Origin of the sequence: Massilia sp. YIM B02763 (assembly GCF_030412015.1) — a bacterium.
In the GTDB taxonomy this organism is placed as follows: Bacteria; Pseudomonadota; Gammaproteobacteria; order Burkholderiales; family Burkholderiaceae_D; genus Telluria.
In genome coordinates, this window is record NZ_JASNRD010000004.1 from 40,560 (window position 1) to 59,845 (window position 19,286).

Genomic DNA, 19,286 nt, shown 5'->3' on the forward strand with positions numbered 1-19,286 from the left:
GATGCATTTTTCTTATCCGCCGAGGATCACATGACACACAGCCAGCCGCAGCGCAGGGGGTTCCTGCGCTATATGGGGACGCTGGCGGCCCTGTCCGCGCCCGCGCTGCAGGCCGCCGCCAACGAGAAGGACAAGATCGTGTTTCCGCCGATCGAGGCCAAGAGCGAAAAGCCGGAAAAGACCGAGCCGCCGGGCGATCCGTGGAACGAGCGGGTCGGCGTGGCGATCGTCGGCGTGGGGCGGATCAGCGTCAACGAGATGCTGCCGGCGTTTGCCCAGAGCAAGCATGCGAAGCCCGTGGCCCTGGTCAGCGGCGACCGCGCCAAGGCGCTGAAGGTCGCGCACCAGTACAACATCCCCGAGAGTGCCGTGCTCGACTACAAGGACTACGACAAGCTGGCGAACATGCCGGAGGTGCAGGCCGTGTACATCGCGCTGCCCAACAGCATGCACGCGGAGTACACGGTGCGCGCCGCCCGCGCCGGCAAGCACGTGCTGTGCGAAAAGCCGATGGCCAACAGCGTGGCCGAGTGCCAGCAGATGATCGAGGCTTGCCGCAAGGCGAAGAAGAAGCTGATGATCGCCTACCGCAGCCAGTACGAGGAAAACGACCGCACGCTGGTCAAGATGATCCGCAACAAGGAGCTCGGCCAGCTGAAGGAATTCATTTCCGTGAACTCCCAGCACATGGCCGACCCGCAGCACTGGCGCCTGAAGCGCGCGCTGGCCGGCGGCGGCGCGTTGCCGGACGTGGGCCTGTACTGCATCAACGCGTCGCGCTTCCTCAGCGGCGAGGAACCCGTCGAGGTGATCGGCAACACCTACTCGACGCCGGGCGATCCGCGCTTCAAGGAGGTGGAGGAATCCTGCCAGTTCGTGCTGCGCTTTCCCAGCGGCTTCATCGCCAGCTGCACGACGGGCTATGCCTCGCACAAGTCGCAGATGTTCCGCCTGAACGGCACGACGGCCTGGGCCGAGCTGAATCCCGCCTACGCCTACGAGGGGATCCGGCTCAAGGTCTCGCGCCAGGTCGACGGCAAGGAGCACGGCAGCGAGATCCAGGGGGAGAACAAGAACCAGTTCGCCGCCGAGCTCGACCATTTCGCCCGCTGCATCCAGCAGGACCAGGCCGTCCATACGCCGGGCGAGGAAGGCTTGCAGGACCAGCGCATCATCGAGGCGATCTACGCATCGGCGCGCACGCACCGTCCCGTCAAGCTGGCGGCGCCGGGGAGCACGCGGGGGCCGGAACCGCAGGAATCCTGACGCGCGAAAAATGCGCGACTGTTGCGCAAAGGGCGCGCTGGCGGACGATACGCGGATAAATCCCGGGCAAAAGAGGGGAAACCCAAACGCGCCGATGGTTTTCCGCTAACATAGTGAAATGGCCTCGCTTTCGCACCTCATCCACACCTACGGCGCCCTGATCGTGTTCGGTCTCGTGCTGGTCGAGCAGCTCGGCCTGCCGATCCCCGCGTTCCCCGTCCTGATCATCGCCGGCGCCATGGCCGTCGACGGCGGCGCCAACTGGCCCGTGTACCTGGCCGCCTCGGTGCTGGCCTGCCTGCTCAGCGACTATTTCTGGTTCCGCGCCGGGCGTTATTACGGCCGGCGCATCCTGCGCCTGCTGTGCAAGATCTCGCTGTCTCCCGATTCCTGCGTCAGCCAGACCGAGGACAACTTCGGCCGCTGGGGCGCCAAGTCGCTGATGGTCGCCAAGTTCATTCCGGGTTTCAGCACCATCGTCTCGCCGCTGGCCGGCGCCACCGGTACCCGCACCCGCCACTTCCTGATGTTCTCCGCCATCGGCGGCTTGTTCTGGAGCAGCGTCGGCATGGGCATCGGCGCCTGGTTCCACGACAGCATCGACGACGTGATCGCCTGGCTCGGCAACCTCGGCGGCACGGCCATCACCATCATCGCCGTCCTGCTGGGTCTGTTCGTGCTGCTCAAGTACATCGAGCGCAAGCGCAACCTCGGCGCCGCCAAGGTGCCGCGCGTCACGATGGAGGAGCTCAAGGACATGCTCGAAGCGGGCCACGAACCCCTGATCGTCGACGCCCGCGGCGTGACGGCGCGCCAGCTCGAGCAGGGCATTCCGGGCGCGCTGGTCTATGGCGACGCCGTGCCGGAGCGCCTGATGGCCACGCTCGACAAGGAACGCCACATCGTCGTGTACTGCTCGTGCCCGAACGACGTCACCGCGGCCCAGGTCGCCAAGGAATTCGTCAAGAACGGCTTCCACCGCGCCCGGCCCCTGCATGGCGGCCTCGACGCCTGGAACGCGCACTGCGCCGCGGCCCAGGCCGACGCCGAGCTCACGCCCAAGGCCGGGTGACATTTCCCGTCCCGCGAGCAGGCCGGTACGTGCAAGACGTTCCGGCCTGTCGTTTTTAGTAGCGCGACTACTTGTCGCATGGCAGGTGGTTTTGCGCCGGATCGGGGCTGCCACGGGATTCATGTACCTAAACTACAATAAAGACTTGCGTCCAAGCCAATAAATCCTTAAGCTTCCCGCATCCGTTTTTTTGTTGGCAACCATGACCGCTTCGCCAGTTTCCGCCGCCGCTCCCGTATTCGATTCCGCCCATGACAGCCCGCGCCTGCTGGCCGACATCGGCGGCACCAATGCGCGTTTCGCGCTGGAACTCGGGCCGGGCCGGATCGCGGCGATCGAGGTGCTGGCCTGCGCCGCCTACCCGACGCTGCGCGATGCCATGCGCGCCTACCTGGCGCTGCCGGCCGTCGCCGCGCACGGGGACGTGCGCCATGCGGCGATCGCCATCGCCAATCCGGTGACGGGCGATGAGGTGCGCATGACCAACCACCACTGGGCTTTTTCGATCGAGGAAGTGCGGCGCGACATCGGTTTCGACACCTTCGTCGTGGTCAACGATTTTTCCGCGCTGGCGATGGCGCTGCCGTATCTGGCGCCGCACGAGAAGCAGCAGGTGGGCGGCGGCGCGCCGGTGGCGGGCGAAGCCATCGGCCTGGTCGGCGCCGGCACGGGCCTGGGCGTGTCCGGCCTGATCGCGGCCCCGGACGGCAAGGGCTGGACGGCGCTGCGCAGCGAGGGCGGCCACGTCACCTTCGCGCCCGCCAACGAGACCGAGGTCGCGATCCTGCAGTACGCCTGGCGGGAGTTCGAGCACGTGTCGGCCGAGCGTTTCATCTCGGGCGCCGGCGTCGAACTGATCTACCGTGCGCTGGCGGATTACCGCAAGGTGCCGGACGAGGGCCTGGGCGCACCGGAAATCTCGCGGCGCGGCCTGGATCGGACCTGCGCGTTGTGCGAGGAAGTGCTGGAAACCTTCTGCGGCATGCTCGGCACCATCGCCGGCAACCTGGCCGTGACGCTGGGCGCGCAGGGCGGCGTCTACATCGGCGGCGGCATCGTGCCGCGCCTGAAGGAACGTTTCGGCCTGTCGTGCTTCCGCGAGCGCTTCGAGCACAAGGGCCGCTTCGCCGGCTATCTGGGCCAGGTGCCGACCTATGTGATCACGGCCGAATATCCCGCGTTCACGGGAGTTTCGGCCATCCTGGCCGACCGCCTCGGCCGCTGATCGTACCGTCGCGGCGGGACGGTCGCCGATGCGATGCGCACGGCATCTCCCGTTCGCGGTTTTATCGGGTACAATGGCCGTCAATTGGTAGAAACGATGTCGCTCGCTCGCGGGGCGTGCGTCCGGAGCCCATCCTCCGGTGCCGAATCTCCCCCGGGCCTGGCAGTCCTCGCGCCAGCAGCGTTTCGCCGAAATCAACCGTTAGCAATCCGCCTGTCGTGCGGATTGCCGCGTGGCGGGCGCCAAGTCCCCCGCACTTCCGCCCGGAGTTCCGGTCCGGGCGCGGAACCCCGATTCAACGTTGCATCCTACGGGCCAGCCAGGGCTTCGTACCGCAGGCGCTCATGCGCTGGCGTTGAGCGGGATTGTGTTTGATATTTTCTTTGCATCCAGGTGCAAACCCGCTGACGACATCGCTATGAACACTGATGAGGCCAAGAAGGTGCTCGAGACCGCCTTGTTGTGCGCGCGCGAGCCGATGACGCTCCACGGCATGAAGAAGCTGTTCGCCGACGTCGACGGCAGCGGCAGGCAGGTGGGGACGGGCGTCGGCGCGGACACGATCAAGCTCCTGCTGGAAGAATTGCGCCACGACTGGCGCGACCGCGGCATCGAGATCGTCAGCCTGGCCTCCGGCTGGCGCTTCCAGAGCCGGCCCGAGATGAAGCCCTACCTGGACCGCATTTCGCCGGAAAAGCCGCCGAAGTATTCGCGCGCCACGCTGGAAACGCTGGCGATCATCGCCTACCGCCAGCCGGTGACGCGCGGCGACATCGAGGAGATCCGCGGCGTCGCGGTGAACTCGCAGACGATCAAGATGCTCGAGGACCGCGGCTGGATCGACGTGGTCGGGCATCGCGAAGTGCCGGGACGCCCGGCCCTGTTGGGAACGACCAAGCAATTTCTCGACGACCTGGGCCTGGCTTCGCTGTCGGCGCTGCCGCCCCTGCAGCAGGTGGCCGACATCGGCGCCGGCCGCAGCCTGGAGGCGCTGGAAGCGGCCCTGCAACAACAATTTGACGACACTTCACCCGTTGAAGTCCCGATTCACGAGCCTGCGCCCGCATCCGGCGGTTGAGCCCAGGTCAGCAAAACCAAGAAACGAATGATGAATCCAACTGACACCACCGAGACGACCCCTGCCGAGGCAGGGCTGGAGGCGGTTGCCAAGCCGAAGCGCCGCACCAAGGCGCAGGCGGCCCAGGCAGCCGACGGCGCGCAGCCGGCGGCCGCGGCCGAACAAGCGGGTCAATCCGCGGCCGCATCGGCGACGGAACCCGCTGCCAAGCCCAAGCGAACCCGCAAGACCGCTGCCGTGAAGGACGCGGCCCCCGAAGGCGCCGCCGCCGTGAGCGAAGCGCAATCGGCCGGCGCCGCCGCCGAAGGGGCGCAGGCTGCCGTCGCCGCGAAGGCGCCGCGCAAGCCGCGCGCCAGGAAGGAACCCGCTGCACCGGCAGCGGCCGAGCAGGCCGCGGCGCCGGCTCCGATGGCCGAGGCTGCAGCGCAGCCGGCCGCCCAGTCCGCCGATGCGGGCGACGGCGCTGTACGCCAGGGCGGCCAGGACGGCCAGCGCAAGCCGCGCGGCCCGCGCCAGATGCGCGAGCAGCGCCAGCAGCGCGCCGTGCTCCAGCAGGAGCGCCAGGAACGCGCCCCGCAGGCCGAGGCCCCAGCGGAAGGCGCCGCCGAGGCCGCGCCCGACACCGGCCTGGTGACGCACCGTTCGCCACGCCAGCAGAAGAACCAGAAGAAAGGCCAGCAGAGCCAGCGCAGCCAGCAGGTCCAGGGCGCCCAGCAGGGCCAGCCCGCAGGCCAGGGCAAGGGAGCGCAGCCGCAAGGCAGGAATGCGAAGAACGGCAAGGGCAAGGGCAAGGGCGACGCCAAGGGCAAGGGCAACGACGCCGACGCCGTGTTCTCCTTCGTCACCTCGGACGCGTTCGACGCCAACGAGGGCGGCCGCGGCCAGGCCCAGCCCTCCAAGGCGCGCCGCGACCTGACGGCCGACGACGACGCGCCCAAGCTGCACAAGGTACTGGCCGAGGCCGGCCTCGGCTCGCGCCGCGACATGGAAGAATTGATCGTCGCGGGCCGCGTGTCGGTGAACGGCGAGCCGGCCCACATCGGCCAGCGCATCCTGCCGACCGATGCCGTGCGCATCAACGGCAAGCTGCTGCAGCGCCGCGTCAACAACAACAAGCCGCCACGCGTGCTGGTGTACCACAAGCCGGCCGGCGAGATCGTCAGCGCGGACGATCCGGAAGGCCGTCCGTCCGTGTTCGACCGTCTGCCGACCATGAAGACCGGCAAGTGGCTGGCCGTGGGCCGCCTCGACTTCAATACCGAGGGCCTGCTGCTGTTCACGAACTCGGGCGACCTGGCCAACCGGCTCATGCACCCGCGCTATAACATCGACCGCGAGTACGCCGTGCGCACGCTGGGCGAGCTGGAAGAAGGCATGCGCCAGAAGCTGCTGGCCGGCGTCGAGCTGGAAGACGGCCTGGCGAACTTCACCAAGATCGCCGACGGCGGCGGCGAAGGCGTCAACCGCTGGTACCGCGTGGTGATCGGCGAAGGCCGCAACCGCGAGGTGCGCCGCATGTTCGAGGCGGTCGGGCTGACCGTCTCGCGCCTGATCCGTACCCGCTACGGCGCGATGACGCTGCCGAGCGGCCTCAAGCGCGGCCGCTGGGAAGAGCTGGAAGACAACGACGTGCGCAACTTCCTGACCGCCTTCGGCATCGAGAAGAAGGGCGGCCAGGGCGGCAATGCGGGCGCCGGCGCCGGCAAGGGCCAGCAGGGCAACGGACGCCGCAACGGCCACCAGGGCGAGGACCGCGAGCCGAACGGCAACCGCATCGACCGTGCCGACGCCAACCGCAATGTCGACCCGTTCGGCCCGCCGGTCGTGCGTGCCGGCGCGGGCCGCGGCCAGGCCGGCATCCTCAGCGTACTGGGCGTGCCGCCGGCGCCGGCCGGTCGTCCGGGCAGCCAGGGCGGCCGCCCGGGTGCCCAGAACGGCCGCGCGGGCGGCCAGAACGGTCGCCCGGGCGGGCAGGGCGCGCGCGGCGCGAATGGCGGCGGCAAGGGTGGCGCCAAGGGCAAGGGCCCGCGCCAGCCGGATCCGCTGCAGACCACCTTCGGTTTCGCCGGCGCCGGCCAGAACCGCCGCGGCCAGGGTGCGCGCGTCAGCGACTCGGGCATGCCGCGCCGCGGACGCCGGGGTTGATTCCGGACGCATCGGGCGCATATGGGGCGGATGCTGCACTGCACGCCAGTCCCGGCGCCCGCTTCGCCAACGGTGTAAACTGTTGCATGGGTGTTCATTTTTGAGGGAATGGCAATTGCGGCCATTCCTGGTTCGGGTTATAATTGACGTCTAACCCGAGTCGTTGTTCCCAGTGTTGTTTGGTGAGCTGCCTCTGGTTGGGAACAAGAAGATGGGCAGTTGCCCATTTTTTTTTTGTTGAATCGTTTTGAGGGTCCGGCACCGGACCGGTGGAGAGAAGCTGTGCAGTTGTTCGATTTGATTGCCACGACAGTCGCTGGACTGGGCTACGAACTCGTCGATATCGAGCGGGCCGAACGAGGCATCCTGCGCGTCTTCATCGACTTCCCGGCGGCGGTGGCGGACGAAAAGGGACCGATCTCGGTCGAGGATTGCGCCACGGTGAGCCACCAGCTGTCGCACCTGTTCACGGTCGAAAACGTGGACTACGAGCGCCTGGAAGTGTCGTCGCCCGGACTGGACCGTCCGGTGCGTACCCTGGCCGACTTCGAACGCTTTGCCGGCCACGAGTGCACGGTCAAGCTGCGCGTCGCGATGCCGGGCACCGCGAACCGCAAGACCTACACGGGCATCCTGCATGCGCCGCAGGGCGACAAGATCGGGTTGGAATTTGAAAGCAAGGACGGCGCGGCGTTGTTGGAATTTACGCTGGCCGAACTGGACAAGGCACGCCTGGTGCCGAAGGTGGATTTTAGGAGTCGCAAAGCATGAGTCGCGAAATTTTGTTACTGGTTGATGCGCTCGCGCGCGAAAAAAACGTCGACAAGGAGGTCGTCTTCGGCGCTCTCGAGTTCGCGCTGGCGCAAGCCACGAAAAAGCGCTACGAGGGCGATGTCGATATCCGCGTGAGCATCGACCGCGACAGCGGCGAATTCGAAACCTTCCGCCGCTGGCACGTGGTGCCGGATGAAGCGGGCCTGCAGCTGCCGGACCAGGAAATCCTGCATTTCGAAGCCAAGGAACAGATCGCCGACATCGAAGTCGACGAGTACATCGAAGAGCCGATCGAATCGGTCGAGTTCGGCCGCCGTTTCGCCCAGGACACCAAGCAGGTCGTGCTGCAGCGCGTGCGCGATGCCGAGCGCGAGCAGATCCTGCAGGACTTCCTGGAGCGCGGCGACGCGCTGGTGACGGGCACCATCAAGCGCATGGAGCGCGGCGATGCGATCGTCGAGTCGGGCAAGATCGAGGCGCGCCTGCCGCGCGACCAGATGATCCCGAAGGAAAACCTGCGCATCGGCGACCGCGTGCGCGCCTTCATCCTGCGCGTGGACCGCAATATGCGCGGCCCGCAGGTGATCCTGTCGCGCACCGCGCCGGAATTCATCATGAAGCTGTTCGAACTCGAAGTGCCCGAGATCGAGCAGGGCCTGCTGCAGATCAAGTCGGCCGCCCGCGACCCGGGCGTGCGCGCCAAGATCGCCGTGTTTACGGCGGACAAGCGCATCGACCCGATCGGCACCTGCGTCGGCATGCGCGGTTCGCGCGTGCAGGCCGTGACCGGCGAGCTGGGCGGCGAGCGCGTGGACATCGTCCTGTGGTCGGAAGATCCGGCCCAGTTCGTGATCGGCGCGCTGGCCCCGGCCAACGTGTCGTCGATCATGGTCGACGAAGAGAAGCATGCGATGGACGTCGTGGTCGACGAGGAAAACCTGGCGATCGCGATCGGCCGTTCGGGCCAGAACGTGCGCCTGGCGTCGGACCTGACCGGCTGGAAGATCAACATCATGACGGCCGAGGAATCGGCCAACAAGGCTGAACAGGAAACGGCCGCCGTGCGCGTGCTGTTCATGGAAAAGCTGGATGTGGACGAGGAAGTGGCCAATATCCTGGTCGAAGAGGGGTTCTCGAGCCTCGAGGAAGTTGCTTATGTGCCGATCTCGGAAATGCTGGAGATCGAATCGTTCGACGAAGACACCGTCAACGAACTGCGCACCCGTGCACGCGATGCGCTGGTGACCGAAGCGATCGCTTCCGAAGAAGGCCTCGAGGGTATGGAAGAGGCGCTGGCCAACCTGGAAGGGATGGACCGCACCACCGCCGGCAAGCTGGGTCTGGCCGGCATCAAGACCCTGGAACAATTCGCGGGCCTGGCCTACGACGAGTTCGGCGCCATCCTGGCCTTGCCGAGCGAGCGTGCCCGCGACCTGATCACAAATGCATTTAATGATGTGACCGATGATGAGATGAAATTGGTCGACGCTAAATACGACGACCGCGCCAAGGCCCTGCAGGCGAAAGCCTGGAGCCAGGTAGAAACGGCCAAGGCATAAATGAAGTGCAAAGACCGGAGCCACCGCCCCGGTCTTTCGTGCTTTATTAAGCAGGAAAATTTCTTTATCATCTCGCGACACATAGAAAAGAGGACTGAATGGCGAGTAACAACGTAGCCCAATTTGCCACCGAACTGAAGATGCCTGCAGACTTGCTGCTGACGCAGCTGCGTTCTGCTGGCGTCGAGAAAAGTTCGACGTCAGATCCCTTGTCCAAGGATGATAAGGATAAGCTGCTGAACCATCTTCGCCGTACCCACGGCACCGCCGACGCAGGCGAAAAGAAGAAGATCACGGTGACCCGCAAGGAAACCTCCGAGATCAAGCAGGCTGACGCCAGCGGCAAGTCGCGCACGATCCAGGTCGAAGTGCGCAAGAAACGCACCTTCGTCCAGCGTGACGATCTCGTCACGCCGAAAGCCGCCGCCGCTGCCCAGGCAGCGCCGGTGATCGACGCCGCCGAACAGGCGCGTCGCGAAGAAGAAGCGCGCCGCCAGTCGGAACTGATCGCGCGCCAGGAAGCGGAACTGCGCGAGAAGCAGGAACGCCTGGCCAAGCTCGAGTCCGAGAAAGCCGCGCAAGCCAAGGCCGCCGAAGAGCAGGCCAAGCGCGATGCCGAGGAACGCGCCCAGCGCGAAGCGGCAGCCGCCGAGGAAGCGAAGAAGGCGGCCGCCCAGGAAGCATCGGCCGGCGCCGCCGACGCGGCCAACGAAGCCAAGCGCGCCGCCGCCGACGCAGCCAAGAAGGCCGCCGACGAGGAAGCCAAGCGCAAGGCCGACGAAGCCGCCAAGGAAGCCGCCGAACGTGCCGCCGCCACCGAGCGCGCGCGCAAGGCCGTGGCCGACGAAGTGGCCCAGATCAAGGCCATGATGGCGCAGCCGCGCCGCGTGATCAAGGCGCCGGAACCGGCGCCGGCCAAGCCGAAGGCGGCCGAGACCACCACGCTGCACAAGCCGGCCGACAAAAAGCCGGGCGAAGCGAAACCGGGCGAGTCGACCGGCAACGGCGCGCGTCCGAAACCGGGCGACAAGAAATCGATCAAGTCGGCCAACGTGGCTTCGACCTGGTCGGACGACAAGAAGCGCGGCGCACCGGGCGGCGGCCTGAAGGGCCGCGGCGCGGCCCCGAGCGGCGGCCGTGACGGCTGGCGTGCGGGCGGCGGCCGTGGCGGCCGTCGTGGCGGCCACGACGAGCGCGAATCGAACTTCCAGGCGCCGACCGAGGCGATCGTCAAGGACGTCCACGTCCCCGAGACCATCACCGTGGCCGAGCTGGCGCACAAGATGTCCGTGAAGGCATCGGAAGTCATCAAGCAGCTGATGAAGCTGGGCCAGATGTGCACCATCAACCAGGTGCTGGACCAGGAAACCGCGATGATCGTGGTGGAAGAGATGGGCCACAAGGCCTTCCCGGCCGCCGTCGACGATCCGGAAGCGATCCTGGCCGACCAGGGCGAGCATGCCGAGTTCGAATCGAAGCCGCGCGCTCCGGTCGTCACGGTCATGGGCCACGTCGACCACGGCAAAACGTCGCTGCTGGACTACATCCGCCGTGCGAAGGTGGCGGCTGGCGAAGCCGGCGGTATTACCCAGCACATCGGTGCGTACCACGTGGACACCCCGCGCGGCATGGTCACCTTCCTGGATACCCCGGGTCACGAAGCCTTCACGGCAATGCGTGCCCGTGGCGCCAAGGCGACCGACATCGTCATCCTGGTGGTGGCGGCCGACGACGGCGTGATGCCGCAGACGAAGGAAGCGATCGCCCACGCGAAAGCGGCCGGCGTGCCCCTGGTCGTGGCGATCAACAAGATCGACAAGCAGGGCGCCAACACCGACCGCGTGACCCAGGAACTGGTCGCCGAAGGCGTCGTGCCGGAAGAATACGGCGGCGATTCGCCGTTCGTCCCGGTGTCGGCCAAGACCGGCCAGGGCATCGACGACCTGCTGGAAAACGTGCTGCTGCAGGCCGAAGTGCTGGAACTGAAGGCACCGGTCGAGTCGCCGGCGCGCGGCCTCGTGGTCGAAGCCCGTCTGGACAAGGGCCGCGGCCCGGTCGCGACGATCCTGGTGCAGTCGGGTACCCTGAAGCGCGGCGACGTCGTGCTGGCGGGTTCCTCGTTCGGCCGCGTCCGTGCGATGCTCGACGAGAACGGCAAGTCGGTGAGCGAAGCCGGCCCGTCGATCCCGGTCGAGATCCAGGGCCTGACCGAAGTGCCGAGCGCAGGCGAGGAAGCGATGGTCATGGCCGACGAGCGCAAGGCGCGTGAAATCGCCCTGTTCCGTCAGGGTAAGTTCCGCGACGTGAAGCTGGCCAAGCAGCAGGCGGCGAAGCTGGAAAACATGTTCGACCAGATGGCCGAGGGCGAGGTCAAGAACCTGCCGCTCATCATCAAGACGGACGTGCAGGGTTCGCAGGAAGCGCTGGTCGGTTCGCTGCAGAAGCTGTCGACCTCGGAAGTGCGAGTGCAGGTCGTGCACGCTGCCGTGGGCGGCATCAGCGAGTCGGACGTCAACCTGGCGGTTGCCTCGAAAGCGGTCATCATCGGCTTCAACGCCCGTGCCGACGCACAGGCGCGCAAGCTGGCGGAAGCCAACGGCGTCGACATCCGTTACTACAGCATCATTTACGATGCGATCGACGAGATCAAGACGGCGATGTCGGGCATGCTGGCACCGGAAAAGCGCGAGCACGTCACCGGCCAGGTCGAGATTCGCCAGGTCATCCTGGTGTCGAAGGTCGGCGCGATCGCGGGCTGCCTGGTGGTCGACGGCGTCGTCAAGCGCACCTCGTCGGTACGCCTGCTGCGCAACAACATCGTCATCTGGACCGGCGAGATCGACTCGCTCAAGCGTTTCAAGGACGATGCGAAGGAAGTGCGCGCCGGCCTGGAGTGCGGCCTGTCGCTGAAGAACTACAACGACATCCAGGTTGGCGACACCCTGGAAGTGTTCGAAGTCCAGGAAGTGGCGCGTACGCTGTAAGTACCCGCCGTTACCAGTAGGAGTACCATTCGGGGTCAGGAGTCCTGCGCCAGGCGGCGCCGGTCCCTGGCCCCGAATTTTTCCAACGTCGTCCCCGCGCAGGCGGGGACCCAATGTTGCGTGCACGGCCGCAGCAAAAACTCAGGTCCCCGCCTGCGCGGGGACGACGGTTGTATTGTAGAAAACATGGCAAAACACAGTAAAAGCATTCCCCAGCGCGGCCTGCGCGTCGCCGACCAGATCCAGAAGGACTTGTCGGAACTGATCGCGTTCGAACTCAAGGACCCGCGCGTCGGCATGGTCACCCTGAGCGAGGTGCGCCTGACCCCGGACTACGCCCACGCGAAGATCTATTTCACGCTGCTCAAGGACAGCCCGGAAGAGGTCAAGCAGACCCTCGAGGGCCTGTCCAAGGCGGCCGGCTTCCTGCGCGGCCAGCTCGGCAAGCGCCTGCACATCCACACGCTGCCCCAGCTGCACTTCGTGCACGACACCTCGACCCGCCGCGGCCTGGAAATGTCGGCCCTGATCGACCAGGCCAACGCCACCCGCGCCGCCGACTTCGAGGACGACACGGGCGCCGACGCCAAGAACACGGACGCCGAGTGAACGCGCGTCCTCCGAAGAAGCCGCGCGACCTCGTCGACGGCGTGCTGTTGCTCGACAAGCCCGTCGGCCTGTCCTCGAACGATGCGCTGATCAAGGCCAAGCGCGTGGTCAACGCCAAGAAGGCGGGCCACACGGGCACGCTCGACCCGTTCGCCACGGGCTTGCTGCCGCTGTGCTTCGGCGAAGCGACCAAGTTCTCGCAAGACTTGCTGGAAGCGGACAAGACCTACCTGGCCGACGTCCACCTGGGCGTGACCACGACCACGGGCGACACCGAAGGCGAGATGCTCGACACGCGTCCCGTCGACGTCACGCCCGAGCGCATCGAGGCGGCGCTGGCGCAGCTGCGCGGCCCGATCCTGCAGGTGCCGCCCATGTATTCGGCCCTGAAGCGCGACGGCAAGGCCTTGTACGAGTACGCGCGCGAAGGCATCGTGCTGGAGCGCGAGGCGCGTCCCGTGACCATCCACGCGCTGGAGATGCTGGCGTACGACGCGCCGATGCTGACGATCCGCGTCACCTGCAGCAAGGGTACCTACGTGCGCGTGCTGGGCGAGGACATCGGCAAGCTGCTGGGCTGCGGCGCCCACCTGAACGCGCTGCGCCGCATCCAGGTCGGCAACCTGACGGTCGCCGGCATGGTGACGCTGGAGGAGCTGCAGGCGCACGCGCAGCCGTTGTCGCTGCTGGCGCCCGTCGATGCGCTGCTGTCGAGCTTCCCGCAGGTGGAGCTGACGCCGGAACTGGCCGCACGATTCCTCAATGGCCAGCGCCTGGCACTCGGCCGCGAACCGGTCGCGCTGCCGCAGGCGCAGGGCAGGGTGCGTGTGTACCACGACGGCAAGCTGCTGGGTACGGCGCTGCTGCAGGAGTACGGCATCCTGGCGCCGGAGCGCCTGATCGCGCGCCCGACGCCCTGAGGTTCCGGCAACCGTTGCAAGCCGGTTGCAGCGTCCGGGACCCGTTCGCCGCCGGCCGATCGGTGCGCATGTCATTTTCCTGCCATATTTTGCCCCCATGCTGGCGCGAGCTTGGCCAAAAACGCTCGGGTTCGCGCCAAACCGTTGAATTTACAAGGCTTTTACTTTTGCCGCGATGCGGCGTGAAAGCCGAGACGTGCTATACTTGCCGGCTTAGGAAAAAAATCGGCCCTTTGAGCTCATCCGACCATCACGCAACATCCTGTTGAAATAACACACATGTCAAACACCAAACGCGCGATTCGTAATATCGCAATCATCGCCCACGTTGACCACGGCAAGACCACCCTGGTGGACCAGCTGCTGCGCCAATCGGGCACCTTCCGCGAAAACCAGGCGGTCGACACCCGCGTGATGGACTCGAACGATCTCGAAAAAGAACGTGGCATTACCATCCTGTCGAAGAACTGCGCCGTCGAATACGAAGGCACCCACATCAACATCGTCGACACCCCGGGCCACGCCGACTTCGGCGGCGAAGTGGAACGCGTGCTGTCGATGGTCGACTCGGTGCTGCTGCTGGTCGACGCCCAGGAAGGCCCGATGCCGCAGACGCGCTTCGTGACCCGCAAGGCGCTGGCCCTGGGCCTGAAGCCCATCGTCGTCGTCAACAAGATCGACCGTCCGGGCGCACGCGCCGACTGGGCGATCAACCAGACCTTCGAACTGTTCGACAAGCTGGGCGCGACCGACGAGCAGCTCGATTTCCCGATCGTCTACGCCTCGGGCCTGAACGGCTACGCCGGCCTGGACGAGAGCGTGCGCGGCGGCGACATGAAGCCGCTGTTCGACGCGATCCTGAAATACGTGCCGGTACGCGACGACAATCCGGACGGTCCGCTGCAGCTGCAGATCACGTCGCTGGACTACTCGTCCTACGTGGGCAAGATCGGCATCGGCCGCGTCAACCGCGGCCGCGTCAAGCCGGGCATGGACGTGCTGGTCGTGAACGGCCAGGACGACAAGAGCCCGATCAAGGGCCGTATCAACCAGGTGCTGAACTTCAAGGGCCTGGAGCGCGTGCTGGTCGACGAAGCCGTCGCCGGCGACATCGTCCTGATCAACGGTATCGAGGACATCGGCATCGGCGTGACCGTGACTTCCGTGGACACCCCGGAAGCGCTGCCGATGCTGACCGTCGACGAGCCGACCCTGACCATGAACTTCATGGTCAACAACTCGCCGCTGGCCGGCCGCGAAGGCAAGTTCGTCACCAGCCGCCAGCTGCGCGACCGCCTGGACCGCGAACTGAAATCGAACGTGGCGCTGCGCGTGCTGCCGACCGACGACGACACGACGTTCGAAGTGTCGGGCCGCGGCGAACTGCACCTGACCATCCTGCTGGAAAACATGCGCCGTGAAGGCTTCGAGCTGGCCGTGTCGCGTCCGCGCGTCGTGTTCAAGGAAATCGACGGCGTGAAGTGCGAGCCGTACGAGAACCTGACCGTCGACGTCGAGGAAGCCAACCAGGGTGGCGTGATGGAAGAACTGGGCCGCCGCCGTGGCGACCTGCAGAACATGGAATCGGACGGCAAGGGCCGCGTGCGCCTCGAGTACCGCATCCCGGCCCGTGGCCTGATCGGCTTCCAGGGCGACTTCATGACCCTGACCCGCGGCACCGGCCTGATGAGCCACGTGTTCGACGCCTACTCGCCGGTCGACAACGGCAAGGGCGAACTGGCCGGCCGCCGCAACGGCGTGCTGATCTCGCAGGACGATGGCCAGGCCGTTGCCTACGCGCTGTGGAAGCTGCAGGACCGCGGCCGCATGTTCGTCGAGCACAACACCCCGGTGTACGAAGGCATGATCATCGGTATCCACTCGCGCGACAACGACCTGGTCGTCAACCCGATCAAGGGCAAGCAGCTGACCAACGTGCGCGCCTCGGGCACCGACGAAGCCGTGCGCCTGGTGCCGCCGATCCAGATGTCGCTGGAATACGCGGTCGAGTTCATCGAGGACGACGAACTGGTCGAGATCACCCCGAAGAGCATCCGACTGCGCAAGCGCTACCTGAAGGAACACGAGCGCAAGAAGGCCAGCCGCGAAGGCGCGTAAGCCTTCAGGCAGTCGAGAAAAACCCGCTGCATGCAGCGGGTTTTTTTTCGTCTGGAGAATCCAGTGAAACGCAAATGAACGTCGCCCCTGCGAAGGCAGGGGCCCAATTGCTGCTCGCGCGAGCGCAACGCGGAGAAAATTGGGCCCCTGCCTGCGCAGGGGCGACGGTTTTTTTGGGGGGGGTTAACGCAGGCCGAGCAGCGCCAGCACGCGTTCGCGGCTGACGCCGACGAGGGCGGAAGAGAGGGCCAGCAGCGACTCGTAGTCGGTGCTGGCGGCAGCGGCGGCGAAGTCCTCGGCCGCCAGGTCGACTTCCGGCGGCGGCGTCTGGGCCTGCGCCACGTCGACGTTGGCGGACGACAGCGCGCTGCTGGCGGCGCTCTGCGAGCGGTGCACGCGTTCCAGCGCCTGCACCACTTCGCGCAGGCTCTGGCGCAGCGCGTCCGAGCCGGCACCCGTATTCCACTGCTGCGGCGCCAGGCTGGGCTGCACTTCCTCGGCCGCGACACGGCCGATGCCGCTCACGGCGATGCTGTCCTTGACGGCGGGCCAGTTCGATTCGGGCGTCGAGAACACGAGGGCGCCGCCATCGAGGCCGGCGCGCACGCCCAGCGGCGCCATCGCGCGGTCGATCGCGCGGGCCAGCTGCTCGTTGGTCTGGTCGCCGGTGACGGTGGCCGCCAATTGCGGTCCGCCGGCGCTGCCGATCGAGAAGGCGATGGTCTGGGGCGCATTCTGCTGCAGGGTGTCGATGTCCAGCGCGCGGATGCGGAAGCGTTGCGTCGAGGGCTGGGCCGTGAACTTCAGGTCGCTGTCGATGCCGCCGCCGCCTTCGGACTTGCGCGCGGCGAGCGCGCGGGCGAGCTGGCGCACCTGGTTGTCGAGTTGCGGACGGCTGTTGCCGGCGTTGCCGCCGCGGCTGCTGCTGGCCAGCTTGGCCGTCAGTTCGCCCTTCAGGTTCTCGAGCTGGCTGGCGACGCGTTCGAGGTAGTCGAGGGCCTGCTGGGCGCGGGCGACGCCGTCCTGCAGGCCGCTGTCGATGCGCGCGCTGCTGCGGCGCAGGGCGGCGGGCTTGGCCGAGGAAGCGGCGGCCGTGCTCTCGGCGGCGCCGGCGGCCGCGCCGGATGCGCGCGCCGGCACGAGCGCCGTCGCGCCCTTGCCGCGCACGGTGCCGAGGGCGCTGCCCGTCGTGGTCGGTCGAAGGGTGGTGTCCATCACAGTACGTCGAACAGGGAGAGGTTGCCGATCTTGCCGTAGGCCTTGTACGAGGCCTGCAGGGCAGTCGTGTAGCCGGTCAGCTCGGTCGCGGCGACGGCCACGTCGACGGAGCCGATGTCGTTGATCGCGGTCTTGTTCGACAGGCTGACGTTGGTGTGGTTGGCGTCCAGCGTCTTGAGGATGTTCTGCTGGCCGCCCAGCACGGCGACCTTGCCGCTGACGAGGTTCAGCGCATCGTCGAAGGCGCCCAGGGTGGCCGCGACGGTGGTGCGCACGTCCGGGTCGTTGGCATCGACGTCGGACTTCGACAGCGCGTCGATGGTCTCGTCCAGCTTGTTGAGCAGCTTTTCCAGGTCGGCCACGTTCTGGTTCGCGACCTGGGTGATGCCGTTGCCGACCACGACGTTCTGCGCGTTCTGGTTGCCGGCATAGCTATAGCGCTGGCCCAGGGTGCCGGTGGCGTTGTAGGCGATCGGCGCGACGTTGGTGGCGGTGCCGGAGAACACGTAGCGGCCTTCCTGGTCGACCGTGTTGGCCGTGTACACCAGACTGTCGCGCAGCGAGGACAGCGAGGTCACCATCGCGTTCAGGTCGTCCGGGGTGTTGGCGCCGTCCGCGGCCCACACCAGCAGGTCGCGGCCCGCGTTCATGTCGTTGACCATATTCGTCAGGTAGCCTTCGTTCTTCGACATGCGCTGCTGCAGCGCCGCGATGTTGGCGCGGTACTGGTCGATGGCGGCTTCCTCGCGCTTCAGGCGCGACAGGCGCACGCTGTCGACGGGGTCGTCGGAGGGCAGCTGGATGCGGTCGCCGGTGGACAGCTGCTGGTTGACGTAGGTGATGCGCTCCTGGTTCTTCTGGAGCGAAGCGGTCATGAATGCCTGGTACTGGCTGGATGCGATGCGCATGGTCGTCTTCCTTAACCCATCATGGCCAGGGTGGCATCGAACAGCGCGTTCGCGACCGATATCACCTTCATGTTGGCCTGGTACATTTTCTGGTATTCGACCAGGCTGACCGCTTCCTCGTCTTCGTTGACGCCGCTGGTCGACGCCCAATCGTTCTCGGCCTGGGTGCGCAGGGTCTGGGCGGTGGTCAGCGCGCCCTTGTTCTGCTGGCTGTCCACGGCCAGCTTGCCGACCAGTTGGGTGTCGGCGTCGGCGATCAGCACGGTACCCACGCGGGTCACGCTGATCGACTGGTTCTTGATGTCGACCAGCTTCTGCAGGTTGCCCGTGTCGCCGGGGCCGGCGGCCACGCTGGACGAGAAGGCCAGGTCCGAGGTCTGGAAACCGGCCGCCACCGACACCATGTTCGACACGCTGTTCGGGTCGAACACGAACAGCGCCTTGCCCGGGGCGCCGCTCATCGTGGTACCGGCCTGCAGCTGGGTGTTGATCTTGTCCGTCAGCTGCCGGGCCAGGTCGGCCACGCCCTGCTTGGTCGGCAGCAGCGTGTCGTTCAGGTAGGTCGACAGGCCGCCCATCTCGCCACCCATCCTGGCCGGATCGAGGTCGAACTGGGTGCCGGCGAAGGTCATGCTGAAGGTCTGCGAGAGACCGCCGTCCGTGCTCAAGGTGGCGCCCACGCCGCCCAGCACCAGCGACTGGCCGTTGGCGAGCGAGACGTTGCGGCTGCCGTCCGGCTGGTCGTTCACTTCCAGCTTCATCAGGCTGGACAGGCTGTCGATCGCCTGGTCGCGCGCGTCGATCAGCGAGGAGACGTTGGTGCCGCCCGCGCTGGCCGCGGAAATCTGCGTGTTCAGCGAGGCGATCGTGGCGATCGCGCTGTTGGCTTCGTCGACGATGGCGCTGCGCTGCTGGCGGATCGACAGTTCCTGGGTGTTGAAGACGTTGTTCAGGCTGTTGAAGCGCTGGGACAGCAGGTTGGCCGCGGTGACCACCTGCTGGCGCAGCGGCGTCGAGGTCGGGTCGACGCCGGCGACGGCGTTCAGGGCGGCGAAGAACTGGTCGATGCCGTCCGAGACGTTCGACTTGTCGTCGGCCATCACCTGCTCGAGCTGGGTCAGGTAGGGCTGGGTCTGCGAATACGCGCCCAGTTCCGAGGCGCTGGTCCACAGCTGCTGGGTCTTGTAGCCGTCGGAGAAGCGGATCAGCGCCGTCACCGACACGCCGTTGCCGACCTGCGAGCCGGCCGACGGCGCGACCGACGCCAGCAGCGCAGCCTGGCGGGTGTAGCCCTTGGTCTGCAGGTTGGCGATGTTCTGGCTGGCGGCGTTCAAGGCGAGTTGCGATGCGATCGCGCCGGACAGTGCGTTGTTCAGGATGCTCATGGGCCGTTCTCTCGGAATACGTGTT

General features: G+C 66.6%; 14 protein-coding genes. 11 read left to right on the plus strand and 3 right to left on the minus strand.

The annotated features are described in order from the left end of the window. The first annotated feature begins 30 nt into the window (after positions 1–30). From QPK32_RS07725 to typA, 11 genes are all read left to right on the plus strand, one after another. Complete coding sequence (locus tag QPK32_RS07725; protein ID WP_290412215.1) at positions 31–1,266, plus strand: Gfo/Idh/MocA family protein; 1,236 nt, start codon at positions 31–33, stop codon at positions 1,264–1,266. Positions 1,267–1,504: 238 nt separating this feature from the next. After that, the gene (locus QPK32_RS07730) at positions 1,505–2,338 is read left to right on the plus strand and encodes a VTT domain-containing protein (RefSeq protein WP_374046710.1); all 834 of its coding nucleotides are present in this window, start codon (positions 1,505–1,507) and stop codon (positions 2,336–2,338) included. 202 nt (positions 2,339–2,540) lie between these two features. Next, the gene (locus tag QPK32_RS07735; RefSeq protein ID WP_290412217.1) at positions 2,541–3,563 is read left to right on the plus strand and encodes a glucokinase; all 1,023 of its coding nucleotides are present in this window, start codon (positions 2,541–2,543) and stop codon (positions 3,561–3,563) included. A 418-nt stretch (positions 3,564–3,981) separates the two neighbouring features. Further along, positions 3,982–4,641 (plus strand): SMC-Scp complex subunit ScpB, encoded by a 660-nt coding sequence (scpB, locus tag QPK32_RS07740; protein WP_290412218.1) that lies wholly within the window; start codon positions 3,982–3,984, stop codon positions 4,639–4,641. A gap of 30 nt (positions 4,642–4,671) precedes the next feature. Further along, the gene (gene rluB, locus QPK32_RS07745) at positions 4,672–6,786 is read left to right on the plus strand and encodes a 23S rRNA pseudouridine(2605) synthase RluB (protein ID WP_290412457.1); all 2,115 of its coding nucleotides are present in this window, start codon (positions 4,672–4,674) and stop codon (positions 6,784–6,786) included. Between the two features lie 282 nt (positions 6,787–7,068). Further along, on the plus strand, positions 7,069–7,557 hold the full coding sequence (gene rimP, locus QPK32_RS07750; protein WP_290412219.1) for a ribosome maturation factor RimP: 489 nt from the start codon (positions 7,069–7,071) through the stop codon (positions 7,555–7,557). Continuing rightward, on the plus strand, positions 7,554–9,119 hold the full coding sequence (gene nusA / locus QPK32_RS07755; protein WP_290412220.1) for a transcription termination factor NusA: 1,566 nt from the start codon (positions 7,554–7,556) through the stop codon (positions 9,117–9,119). The genes rimP and nusA overlap by 4 nt, the downstream gene beginning before the upstream one ends. A 98-nt stretch (positions 9,120–9,217) precedes the next feature. Then, positions 9,218–12,103 (plus strand): translation initiation factor IF-2, encoded by a 2,886-nt coding sequence (gene infB / locus QPK32_RS07760; protein ID WP_290412221.1) that lies wholly within the window; start codon positions 9,218–9,220, stop codon positions 12,101–12,103. 186 nt (positions 12,104–12,289) lie between these two features. Further along, positions 12,290–12,712, plus strand: a complete 423-nt coding sequence (gene rbfA, locus QPK32_RS07765) for a 30S ribosome-binding factor RbfA (protein WP_290412222.1) — start codon at positions 12,290–12,292, stop codon at positions 12,710–12,712. Beyond that, the gene (gene truB, locus QPK32_RS07770) at positions 12,709–13,632 is read left to right on the plus strand and encodes a tRNA pseudouridine(55) synthase TruB (protein WP_290412223.1); all 924 of its coding nucleotides are present in this window, start codon (positions 12,709–12,711) and stop codon (positions 13,630–13,632) included. Before rbfA ends, truB begins: the two co-directional genes overlap by 4 nt. A gap of 279 nt (positions 13,633–13,911) precedes the next feature. Further along, on the plus strand, positions 13,912–15,750 hold the full coding sequence (typA, locus tag QPK32_RS07775; protein WP_290412224.1) for a translational GTPase TypA: 1,839 nt from the start codon (positions 13,912–13,914) through the stop codon (positions 15,748–15,750). A gap of 183 nt (positions 15,751–15,933) precedes the next feature. On the opposite strand, the gene QPK32_RS07780 is transcribed toward typA, so the two are convergent. From QPK32_RS07780 to flgK, 3 genes are read right to left on the minus strand one after another with little or no spacing between them, the layout of a single operon-like run. Next, positions 15,934–16,965: a hypothetical protein gene (locus tag QPK32_RS07780; RefSeq protein ID WP_290412225.1), complete on the minus strand. Its 1,032-nt coding sequence runs from the start codon at positions 16,963–16,965 to the stop codon at positions 15,934–15,936. After that, positions 16,965–17,876, minus strand: a complete 912-nt coding sequence (gene flgL / locus QPK32_RS07785; RefSeq protein ID WP_290412226.1) for a flagellar hook-associated protein FlgL — start codon at positions 17,874–17,876, stop codon at positions 16,965–16,967. Before flgL ends, QPK32_RS07780 begins: the two co-directional genes overlap by 1 nt. A gap of 11 nt (positions 17,877–17,887) precedes the next feature. Next, the gene (gene flgK, locus QPK32_RS07790) at positions 17,888–19,261 is read right to left on the minus strand and encodes a flagellar hook-associated protein FlgK (protein WP_290412227.1); all 1,374 of its coding nucleotides are present in this window, start codon (positions 19,259–19,261) and stop codon (positions 17,888–17,890) included. Positions 19,262–19,286: the final 25 nt, after the last annotated feature.